Consider the following 10,700-nt stretch of genomic DNA (forward strand, 5'->3'; position numbering starts at 1 on the left):
TAAGTCCGCACCCTCACCACGCTTGCCGATGACGATGATGTCGGCATTGGCTTCAAACTCCAGCACGGTGTCGACCAGATCACCGTTGCGAAGCTTCGTCTCGACATTGGCAACGCCGGCCTCCTGGAGGCGGGTCTTGGCGTCATCGAGCAGAAGGCGCCCCCGCGCATGGGCGACCTTGGCCTTCTGCGCATCGAGTTCCGCCAGTTCCTCGAGAAGTGCGGTGCGGGCACCGAGGCCGATATTGCCGCTGAGGTTGACGGGTTCGGAGGCGAGATCCCGCCTGCCGATCACGTGGAGGAGTTCCACCGTCACGTCGGCCTTGCCTGCGATCCAGGCAATGTGGTCGCATACGCTTTGGGCATAGGGCGAACCGTCGATCAGTCCGAGTATTCTTGTCATTGTTGATCCTCCCTCAGTGGCCCATCAGGCGTTCCATAGCGCCGGGCTTGTCATGGATGGCGAGCTTGTCGACGATGGTCTCGCTTGCCTGGTTGAGGCCAATGATCTCCACATCCGCGCCTTCACGACGGAACTTGAGCACGATCATGTCGAGGGCCGCGACGCTGGAGATATCCCAGATATGAGCATGGCTGACATCGATCGTGACCTTGTCGAGGGCCTCCTTGAAGTCGAAGGCCTTGTTGAAATCCTCGACCGAGGCGAAGAACACCTGGCCTTCGACCGTATAAGTGCGGTGCATGCCGTCAGCCGACACCGCCGAGGTGACACGGAAGATCTGCGAGATCTTCCAGGCGAAGAAGACGGCCGAAAGCAGTACACCGATCAACACGCCAATGGCGAGGTTGTGGGTGTAGACAACACCGATGACGGTCGCGATCATCACGATCGACGACGAGCGCGGATGATCCCTGAGGTTCTTGATCGAGGACCAGGAGAAGGTGCCGATCGAGACCATGATCATGATGGCAACGAGCGCTGCCATCGGGATCTGGCTGACCCATTCGCCCAGGACCAGGATCATGAAGAGCAGGAAAACGCCGGCGCAAAAACTGGACAGTCGCCCGCGGCCTCCGGACTTCACGTTGATCATTGACTGGCCGATCATCGCGCAACCCGCCATGCCGCCCAAAAATCCGGTGGCCGTATTGGCGATGCCCTGGCCTACACATTCACGGTTCTTATCGCTTGGGGTGTCGGTCAGATCATCGACGATCTGCGCCGTCATCAGCGATTCCAGCAGACCAACGACGGCAACCGCTACGGAATAAGGCAGGATGATCATCAGGGTTTCGAGATTGAACGGGATCTGCGGGATCAAAAAGATCGGCAAGGTCGACGGCAGTTCGCCCATGTCGCCGACGGTGCGGATGTCGAATCCGAACCAAATCGAAAGGGCAGTCAGAACCACGATGCAAACGAGAGGCGACGGTATTGCGGTCGTGAGGTAGGGAAGCAGATAGATAATCGCGAGACCACCAGCCACGAGGACGTAGGTGAGCACGGGAACATTCGTCAGTTCCGGCAATTGCGCCATGAAGATCAGGATGGCGAGCGCGTTGACGAAACCGGTCATCACCGACTTTGACACGAAACGCATCAAGTAGCCGAGTTTGAAGATCCCGGCGACGATCTGAATGATGCCTGCCAGGACGGTTGCCGCCAGCAAATACTCGACACCATGTTCCTTGGCCAAAGTGATCATCAAAACAGCGGTTGCAGCGGTTGCGGCGGAGATCATACCAGGCCGCCCGCCGACAAACGCGATTAGGACGGCAATCGAGAAGGAGGCATAAAGGCCGACCTTTGGATCGACGCCGGCAATGATCGAAAAGGCGATGGCTTCGGGGATGAGGGCCAATGCCACGACGAGGCCCGCAAGCGCATCGCCTCTGATGTTGCCAAACCATTCGGTTCGCATCCGGGTTAATGTATCATTCGACAAAATGGGACTTCTCCTTTCCGCTGTTCGCAAGCGGGCGGCGTGTGGGTGTTGACCGCCAGATGGTGACGGCAATGAATACGATGTGCATTTATTCCGCGGCGCGGCTGGACTGAGCGACCGCTGACGCTTCCATTTCATGAAGCCTGTGTTCGGCTTCCTGGATGTAATCGCGTCGCAGCGGCACTGCGGTTTGTTCTCGAGCAAGCTGGATCTGAAACACCATCATGCCCTGGTGACGGAATGCCGACTCCGACGAGGCAAGATAGAACTCCCACATCCTGGCAAAACGCTCGTCGTAAAGCCCGACTGCTTCCTCGCGTCGTGCCATGAAGCGATCTCGCCATGCTTTCAGGGTCTCGGCGTAGTGCAGGCGCAGGATCTCGATGTCGCAGACAACGAGCCCCTGGCGCTCGATCACGGGCACCACTTCTGAAAGTGCCGGAATGTATCCGCCGGGGAAAATGTATTTGTGGACCCAGGGGTTGGTATGGGATGGCCCGTCACTGACCCCGATCGAATGCAAAACCATCACACCATCAGGCTTCAGGAGAGACCGGGCCTTCGAGAAAAACTCGTCATAGTGGCCCACGCCGACATGCTCGAACATTCCCACGGAAACAATCCGATCGAATTGCTCTTCGAGATGCCGATAGTCCTTCAGGTGAAACCGCGCATGCGCGGCGAGATTGCGCGCCTGTGCCCGTTGGTTCGAGATTGCAAATTGCTCTCGCGAAAGCGTGACCCCAGTGACCTCAGCCCCCGTCATTTCCGCGAGGTAAAGTCCCAGACCACCCCAACCGGAACCTATATCGAGGACCTTCTGGCCTGGCTCGATCAAGAGTTTCGCTGCGAGGTGGCGCTTCTTGGCAAGTTGCGCTTCTTCCAAGGAACTGTCGGCCTCCTCGAAATACGCACAGGAGTATTGGCTGTCGCTATCGAGGAACAGTCGATAGAGGGAGCCGTCGAGGTCATAGTGGTGGGCCACGTTGTCTTTTGCCCGATCAACCGGATTATACTGGTGGAACCGCTTGCGCAGTCCCGTAAGCCCGCGAAGAAACCTTGCCGGGCCGGTCAGCGAATTGACACTGGTGTTCGTGAACACCAGTTCGAGAAAAGCGTAGATATTGCCCTCTTCAACAACGAGCGTTCCGTCCATGAAGGCTTCTCCGAACGCGAGCTCGGGATTGAGCATCAACGACCAGAGTGTCACCGCGTCCTTGATGCGAAGCGTGATGGGCTCGCCAGTGCGATCCCCAAATGTGGCGCGACGGCCTGATGGATAGATGATCGTCAGATGACCGATCTTGATGTGATGTGTAACAAAGCGATCGAAAAACGATGACATTCAATATCCTGAATATGTCGTTCTCCATGGACGCACGCGCGAACTGCCGGCATATTCAGGTTACGAATACGCCGTTTGAACGTGATCACCGATAAACGCCATGCCGGGCGAAAAAGACCGGCGTAACAGACGGGTTTCAGGCGAGGAAATTTTCCATGGAAGTAACCAACGGGGACTCGAGGCAGTCGAAACGACTGTATGGAGTGAACTTGTGGCCGGGGGATAGGCGCCCGGAGAAGCCACCCGCCGTGGCGGGTCCGTGATAACGGCATCATTGTGGCAGAATGGCCCGGATTGCAAGGCATATCTGCTATGCATTCAGCGCATGACAAGATCACCCGGCCTTGCTTACTTGCCGATCAGCCACTCACGAAGGTGCGCCAGCCGCCGGTAGTGAGAGCACGAAGCCTCTGAAACGGTGTCGCAAGGCTGGACATTTGCACATGCCGTATGCCAAACGACCCAGGTATAATTCTGTTCAGTTGTCCAAGTGGCACCTCCAACTGATAACCTGAAAGGAATTAAGATGACCATTGCTTCAGAAGAGCAACAACTACTGCATCTGGTTTTTGGTGGCGAATTGACGAGCCTTGAAGGAACGCAATTCAAGGATCTCGACAAGCTCGAGATTGTAGGAATTTTCCCGAATTACGCCGAGGCGCTTTCTGCATGGCGTGCCAAAGCCCAGCAAACTGTCGACAACGCTGCCATGCGATACTTTATCGTACACATGCATAGGCTTCTTGAGCCCGCGCGATAAATCGCACAACGAGACCGTCCACTAAGGCGGCAACCCGAATAGTAGATTCCAAAGCCTGCTTCCGGCACCACGAAAGCCTGGAAGGTGAACCATCCCGAGAGGTTGGTTCTGAGCAAATGCGACCCGCAATTGCAGTTACGCCGGGCCATGAAGATAATCCCGGGACGAGGATAGAAAAAGCCTCCAGTAGCCAGTCGAACCCAACGAGCCAAGGCTCACCTATAACCAGGGCATGCTCGTCGCGCCGCGTATAAGCGCCACGGTAATGAACATGAAAGGATCAGCATGACGGACAAAAGCGCTTCTTTGAAACTCGGTGACAAGACTGTCGACCTGAGCGTCAAGGCCGGCACGATCGGCCCTGACGTCATCGACATCGCAGCCCTTTATAAGCACACGGGCACGTTCACCTACGATCCGGGCTTCACGTCCACGGCATCCTGCGAATCCAAGATCACCTATATCGACGGCGACGAAGGCACGCTTTTGCACCGCGGCTATCCGATCGAGCAGCTCGCGGACAAGGGCGACTTCCTGGAAGTCTGCTACCTGCTGCTTTATGGCGAACTGCCGACGGCAGCGCAGAAGAAGGATTTCGACTATCGGGTGACGCACCACACCATGGTGCACGAGCAGATGAGCAAGTTCTTCTCCGGCTATCGCCGTGACGCCCATCCGATGGCGGTCATGGTCGGTACGGTCGGCGCACTCTCCGCCTTCTATCACGACTCGACCGACATCACCGATCCGCATCAGCGCATGGTCGCCTCGCTGCGCATGATCGCGAAGATGCCGACGATCGCTGCGATGGCATACAAGTATCACATCGGCCAGCCCTTCGTTTATCCGAAGAACGATCTGGACTATGCGTCGAACTTCCTGCGCATGTGCTTTGCAGTGCCTTGCGAGGACTACCAGGTGAACCCGGTCCTTTCGCGCGCGATGGACCGCATCTTCATCCTGCACGCCGATCACGAGCAGAATGCGTCGACCTCGACCGTGCGCCTCGCCGGCTCGTCGGGCGCCAATCCGTTCGCCTGCATCGCGGCTGGTATTGCCTGCCTCTGGGGCCCCGCTCACGGTGGCGCCAACGAAGCCGCCCTCAACATGCTGATGGAAATCGGCTCGGTTGACCGCATTCCGGAATACATCGCCAAGGCCAAGGACAAGAACGATCCGTTCCGTCTCATGGGCTTCGGTCACCGCGTGTACAAGAACTATGACCCGCGCGCGAAGATCATGCAGAAGACCATGTACGAGGTCCTCGAAGCGACCGGCCATGCCGATGATCCGCTGATGAAGGTGGCTCTCGAGCTCGAGAAGATCGCGCTCAACGACCCCTACTTCATCGAGAAGAAGCTCTATCCCAACGTCGACTTCTACTCGGGCATCACGCTGCGTGCACTCGGCTTCCCGACGACCATGTTCACCGTTCTCTTCGCACTCGCCCGCACCGTCGGCTGGATCGCACAGTGGAACGAGATGATCGAAGACCCACAGCAGCGCATCGGCCGTCCCCGCCAGTTGTACACCGGCGCGCCGAAGCGGAAATATGTTTCCGTGTCTAATCGATAGACCTTTTGATCCCGCAAGCCGGCTATCAGCTCCACGCGCCCTGGTCAGGCGCGTCGTTGCTGGCTGGCACCTACGCTACCCGCCCCCACTATGGAGGCCGAGCCTCCGGAACGGATGGAACTGATGATGGAAATCAGAGCCATTATCGGGATTCCGAGTTCCATTATCTCCTCCGTCACTGCAGCAGCTGTCGACGTTTGGCTATCAATCGAGATACCAAAAGCGTCGAGTTTCCGCGAGAGGCCGTCGATAGACTTAGAAAGTACGCCAAGACATGCTGCGATGGCTAGGCTTGAAGCCCACAGCGCACGAGCTTTAAGTCCAGCCAGCAGTTCTGGCCCATTCACAATGGCAAGGCGGACTATCGTGACTATTAAAAACGCAAGTACGAGCAATCCAAAAATGCGCTCGAAGGGGGGAGCCGTGGCGGTAAGATAAAGCTCACTTTTGAGAATTCCGACACTCGTAATCTGCTTATCAAGGTCAATCTCTCGGCCCATCATCAGCAGAAGAATGGTCGGAACTTGCCATGCATATCGCCACATTTGACCCGTGCGGGTCCATAGCCAAAGCATGGCAGAAAAAGCGTAAAGCAAAGCAGACGCCAATTCGATAGCGCCAAACTCTCGTGTAAGCTCCAGAGAAAATCCATGCATTGATATGTCTATGGAAATCAGGGCAGCAGCACCAGCAAGCGTCGCAACAAGAAAAAACCATGGGCGTTCAAACGTCGTATACTTCGGAAAACTAACTATTTTTATACTCCATCGTGCTGCACCCCTTGAGCACAGTTTTCCAAGGCGCGTTTTGCACTTACGTTGTCGTCCGTGTCTGGCATGGAAAGCGTGTGGGATCTCTCAGGGGAATCAACGGCGCCCTCTGCTCATCAAAGAGTGGGATGCGCTGGTTGCCGAGGGATAGGCGCTCGGTGAAGCCACCCGCCGTAGCGGGTCCGTGATATTCACATGGTACATGGAAAAATTAGCTAAAACCAGTGAAAATCAGCTGACAAAGAGTTCGAACCCGGCGGACCGGCGCTATTTTCTTCTACACAAAGGTAAATTGGCGGGTTAGAGTCCGAACGTCCCCGATATTGTTGGGACGGCCTTTTTGATGTTGGTTCGCATGCGGCAGAAGCGGCGCGAACCGTGAGGTCGTCCGTTTCAGCAACAGATGCTCCGGCATCTGATTGATGTCCCTTGTTGCACCGCGTCACTCGGGATTCATGCAAAATTGGAGGCCATTCAATGGCATCAAGGTTCAGTCAGCAAATAGACAGGTTGATCGCGCGTCTTCTGATCGGGAAGCCGCAGATTACGCTCCAGGAGATCAGGCGGCTTGTTCCTGGCGTGCGCGATGTCGAGGAACACGCGCTTGCGCAGAAGATCGACTACCTGCGTCAAAAAAACAGGAAAAGTCCGAATCTCACCGGGCACCATATTCGCAATAATAAGGGAGGACCTGAACGTGAAACTCGCGGTTAACGACACATTGATCGAATGTTTGCAGAGCGACGTCGACCATCAGAGCGACGTCGATGCGCTCTTTTATTATTATCCTGACACCCGTGAAGATGGCGCAGCGGCTATGCTGGTGCCCGGCGCCGTTCTTCGTCCGGGCCAGTCCGTGATTGAACCATTGCCCGGTGTCCCAGGCAGGCACAGGATCATGGCAAGGGGGCCGGAAGCTCTGGACGATAAACTCGCCGCAGAGATCATCAAGTGCTGTCTGGAGAATGCAATTTCGCTCTGCGAACAGGAGTATCTACGGTCTGTTGCCTTGCCCCTGACGAAAGGGATGATCACAAGAATACCGGTCTCGCAGGCCGCCGAGATTGCCGCTGAGGTCGTTGTTGATTACGCCCGACGTGGCGGACACTTGGAAGTCATCAGATTTGCATTGTCCAGCGCACTCGAACTGAACACGTTACCGCGCCATCTCATCAGAGCTGCCGCTTCGGATCCTGGGACAAACTCGGCGTCCGATTTGTGAGACGACAAAAGCAAAAGGCCGGGACTTAGCCCGACCTTCCTCATCTGCCTCAACACCGTTGCCAGTACATCCGTGGTCAACGCAGGAGGCAAATCTCTTGACCATTATGATACCCTACACGGACCGAATTTCAACCCCGCAATATCAGCGTGAGTTTCCGGTTCTGTGCCGGATTTAAAAGGATAGCTCAATGAGCCGCTTTTTCAAGGAACTGGATTATAGGCCGACGCCTCTGGGGGCACTGACGTTGCGATGGCGGATCGATCCCGCCTCAGGTGGGGAAATTTACGAGATCAAGCTCGGCGACGATTTTCTCATGTCGAGCATGTTTACCGAGTCCGAGAAGGCCTTGGCGACCATCGCTCTGGATCAACCGGGCATCGGCTCGGATCTTGATGTCGTGGTGGGCGGGCTTGGCCTTGGGTTCACAGCCGCCACCACTTTGAAGGATCCACGTGTCCGGTCGCTGCTGGTGATCGATGCACTCCCTGAAGTAATCGGATGGCATGTCGAGGGACTGCTGCCCTTGAGCGGCGCGGTGGCCGGCGATCCACGAACCCGTCTGATCGCTGGCAATTTCTTTGATATGGCGAAAAAGGGAGAGTCATTTGACCCGGAACATCCAGCGCGCCGGTTCGATGCAATCTTGCTCGACGTCGATCACTCGCCGAGCAAGGCTCTCCATCCGAGCAATCTTGAATTCTACACTGCCGATGGTCTCTCGGGACTTCTGGAACAGCTGAAGCCTGGTGGAGTGTTCGCGCTTTGGTCCAACGAACCGCCGGAAGAAGGCTTCACTCGGGTTCTAGGCCAAGTGTTTGCGCAGGCACGCGCGGAGGAAGTGCGGTTCCACAATCCGATACAAGGAAATGAGACCGTACAGGCGGTTTACATCGCCCAGGTGTGATCGATTGTCAGAAGCACCATCGCGACGCTTCGATTTGATCTTGATTTCGGATCGATTTGCCGCAATATTGCCGCAGTCAACGGACCCGTTCACGGGTGGCTTCTCCGGGCGCCTATCCCCCGGCAACCCACAAAATCCCGCATCGCTGCTGTCTTGCAAAGTTCCCGCCGGAACTCTCTAAGCCATAAATCTGCTATTGGCCCAGTCCATTGCGAAGCGATCGTTATCCGTGCGCGCGACGTGAACAATCAACCACATCAACTCCGGATCGACCTCCTCCCATCGTCGCCGGCATGGAGACCAACACCTTGAATCGCGATTTCATAGGAACCCTCAAAACCGAATGGTTCGGCAACATCCGGGCGGACGTACTGGCCGGGCTGGTTGTGGCACTCGCCCTCATCCCAGAGGCAATTGCCTTTTCCATCATCGCCGGCGTTGATCCGAAGGTCGGCCTCTATGCCTCCTTCTCAATCGCCGTCCTGATCGCCTTCGTCGGCGGCCGTCCGGGCATGATTTCGGCCGCAACGGCTGCCACCGCCGTCCTCATGGTCACGCTGGTGCGCGACCATGGCCTCCAATATCTGCTGGCAGCCACAGTGCTCGCTGGCCTTTTGCAGATTATCGCCGGCATCTTCCGCCTCGGCTATCTGATGCGTTTTGTATCGAAGTCGGTGATGACCGGCTTCGTCAACGCGCTCGCCATCCTGATCTTCATGGCGCAGCTGCCCGAACTGACGAACGTCCCTGTCCTGACCTATATCCTGGTCGCGGCTGGCCTCGGCATCATCTATCTCTTCCCATACCTGACGAAGGCAGTTCCTTCACCACTGGTCTGCATCGTGCTGCTGACTGCCCTTTCGATCTGGTTCGGTTTCGACATCCGCACCGTCGGCGACATGGGCGAGCTGCCGTCGACCCTGCCGATCTTCCTGATCCCGCAGATCCCGTTCAATCTCGAAACGCTGATGATTATCCTGCCATACTCCGTGGCAGTGGCAGCCGTCGGCCTTCTGGAATCGCTGATGACGGCGCAGATCGTCGATGATCTGACCGACACGCCGAGCGACAAGAACCGCGAATGTGTGGGCCAGGGAATTGCCAATACGGCAACAGGCTTCATCGGCGGCATGGCGGGTTGTGCGATGATCGGCCAGTCGATCATCAACGTGAAGTCCGGTGGCCGTGGTCGCCTCTCGACCTTCTGTGCTGGTGTCTTCCTGCTGTTTATGATCCTGGTGCTGGGCGATCTGGTGAGCCAGATCCCGATGGCAGCGCTCGTTGCCATCATGATCATGGTCTCGATCGGCACCTTCTCCTGGTCCTCGATCCGGAACCTTAGGGATCATCCGCGCTCCTCGTCGATCGTGATGATCGCGACGGTCATCGGTGTCGTCTACACTCACAACCTCGCCATCGGTGTGCTGATCGGCGTGCTTCTGTCGGCCGTCTTCTTTGCCTGGAAAATCTCGCAGATCTTCCGCATCACCTCGGCTGTATCGGCTGACGGCATGCACCGAACTTATACGGTAGAGGGCCAAGTGTTCTTTGCCTCGGTCGACGATTTCAACAAGGCCTTCGACTTCAAGGAAGCCCTCGACAAGGTCACGATCGATGTCAGCCATGCTCATATCTGGGATATCTCCAGCGTCGCGGCCCTCGACATGATCGTGCTCAAGTTCCGCCGTGAAGGCGCGGATGTGGAGATCATTGGCCTCAACCAGGCAAGCGAGACCATTGTCGACAAGCTCGCCATCCATGACAAGCCCGGCGCCATGGAACGCCTGATGGGCCACTGAGGGAGGATCAAAAATGACAAGAATACTCGGACTGATTGACGGCTCCGCTTATGCCCAAAGCGTATGCGACCACATCGCCTGGATTGCTGGCAAGGCCGACGTGACCGTGGAGCTCCTCCACGTCATCGGCAGGCGGGATCTCGCCTCCGAGCCCGTCAACCTCAGCGGCAATATCGGGCTCGGTGCCCGTACCGCACTTCTCGAGGAACTGGCGGAACTCGATGCGCAGAAGGCCAAGGTCGCCCATGCGCGGGGGCGCCTTCTGCTCGATGACGCCAAGACCCGCCTCCAGGAGGCCGGCGTTGCCAATGTCGAGACGAAGCTTCGCAACGGTGATCTGGTCGACACCGTGCTGGAGTTTGAAGCCAATGCCGACATCATCGTCATCGGCAAGCGTGGTGAGGGTGCGGACTTCG

General features: G+C 56.9%; 11 protein-coding genes and 3 other annotated features. Of the genes, 7 read left to right on the forward strand and 4 right to left on the reverse strand.

Features of this window, described 5'->3' with window-relative positions; translation table 11 throughout:
- From QWE_RS24065 to QWE_RS24075, 3 genes are all read right to left on the reverse strand, one after another.
- Nucleotides 1-402 (reverse strand): universal stress protein (locus QWE_RS24065; protein WP_006728793.1); only part of this gene is annotated, 402 nt, incomplete at its 3' end.
- A 13-nt stretch (nt 403-415) separates the two neighbouring features.
- Nucleotides 416-1,882, reverse strand: a complete 1,467-nt coding sequence (locus tag QWE_RS24070) for a SulP family inorganic anion transporter (protein WP_006728794.1) — start codon at nt 1,880-1,882, stop codon at nt 416-418.
- Nucleotides 1,883-1,994: 112 nt separating this feature from the next.
- Complete coding sequence (locus tag QWE_RS24075) at nt 1,995-3,251, reverse strand: SAM-dependent methyltransferase (protein ID WP_006728795.1); 1,257 nt, start codon at nt 3,249-3,251, stop codon at nt 1,995-1,997.
- Between the two features lie 209 nt (nt 3,252-3,460).
- Nucleotides 3,461-3,513 (reverse strand) — a sequence feature (sul1 is cis-regulatory element that is thought to sense ions involved in sulfur or methionine metabolism; They are found in Alphaproteobacteria).
- A gap of 264 nt (nt 3,514-3,777) precedes the next feature.
- Between QWE_RS24075 and QWE_RS24080 the strand changes: the two genes are divergently transcribed.
- Nucleotides 3,778-4,011 carry a DUF4170 domain-containing protein gene (locus QWE_RS24080; protein ID WP_006728796.1) on the forward strand — a complete coding sequence of 78 codons (234 nt, stop codon included), beginning with the start codon at nt 3,778-3,780 and terminating at the stop codon, nt 4,009-4,011.
- Nucleotides 4,012-4,296: 285 nt separating this feature from the next.
- Nucleotides 4,297-5,586 (forward strand): citrate synthase, encoded by a 1,290-nt coding sequence (gene gltA / locus QWE_RS24085; protein ID WP_006728797.1) that lies wholly within the window; start codon nt 4,297-4,299, stop codon nt 5,584-5,586.
- A 44-nt stretch (nt 5,587-5,630) separates the two neighbouring features.
- On the opposite strand, the gene QWE_RS24090 is transcribed toward gltA, so the two are convergent.
- On the reverse strand, nt 5,631-6,242 hold the full coding sequence (locus QWE_RS24090; protein ID WP_006728798.1) for a hypothetical protein: 612 nt from the start codon (nt 6,240-6,242) through the stop codon (nt 5,631-5,633).
- A gap of 248 nt (nt 6,243-6,490) precedes the next feature.
- Nucleotides 6,491-6,543, reverse strand: a sequence feature (sul1 is cis-regulatory element that is thought to sense ions involved in sulfur or methionine metabolism; They are found in Alphaproteobacteria).
- Between the two features lie 290 nt (nt 6,544-6,833).
- Between QWE_RS24090 and QWE_RS25530 the strand changes: the two genes are divergently transcribed.
- From QWE_RS25530 to QWE_RS24115, 5 genes are all read left to right on the forward strand, one after another.
- Nucleotides 6,834-7,070, forward strand: a complete 237-nt coding sequence (locus QWE_RS25530; RefSeq protein WP_040300944.1) for a hypothetical protein — start codon at nt 6,834-6,836, stop codon at nt 7,068-7,070.
- On the forward strand, nt 7,054-7,578 hold the full coding sequence (locus QWE_RS24100) for a macro domain-containing protein (RefSeq protein ID WP_006728800.1): 525 nt from the start codon (nt 7,054-7,056) through the stop codon (nt 7,576-7,578). The genes QWE_RS25530 and QWE_RS24100 overlap by 17 nt, the downstream gene beginning before the upstream one ends.
- Before the next feature lie 190 nt (nt 7,579-7,768).
- On the forward strand, nt 7,769-8,485 hold the full coding sequence (locus QWE_RS24105) for a spermidine synthase family protein (RefSeq protein ID WP_006728801.1): 717 nt from the start codon (nt 7,769-7,771) through the stop codon (nt 8,483-8,485).
- Between the two features lie 78 nt (nt 8,486-8,563).
- Nucleotides 8,564-8,614, forward strand: a sequence feature (sul1 is cis-regulatory element that is thought to sense ions involved in sulfur or methionine metabolism; They are found in Alphaproteobacteria).
- 164 nt (nt 8,615-8,778) lie between these two features.
- Entirely contained in the window at nt 8,779-10,284 is a 1,506-nt protein-coding gene (locus tag QWE_RS24110) for a SulP family inorganic anion transporter (RefSeq protein ID WP_006728802.1), read from the forward strand.
- Between the two features lie 13 nt (nt 10,285-10,297).
- Nucleotides 10,298-10,700, forward strand: a 403-nt coding sequence (locus QWE_RS24115) for a universal stress protein (RefSeq protein ID WP_006728803.1), incomplete at its 3' end; no start/stop codon positions are given.

This window comes from Agrobacterium albertimagni AOL15 (assembly GCF_000300855.1).
GTDB classification, from domain to species: domain Bacteria; phylum Pseudomonadota; class Alphaproteobacteria; order Rhizobiales; family Rhizobiaceae; genus Allorhizobium; species Allorhizobium albertimagni.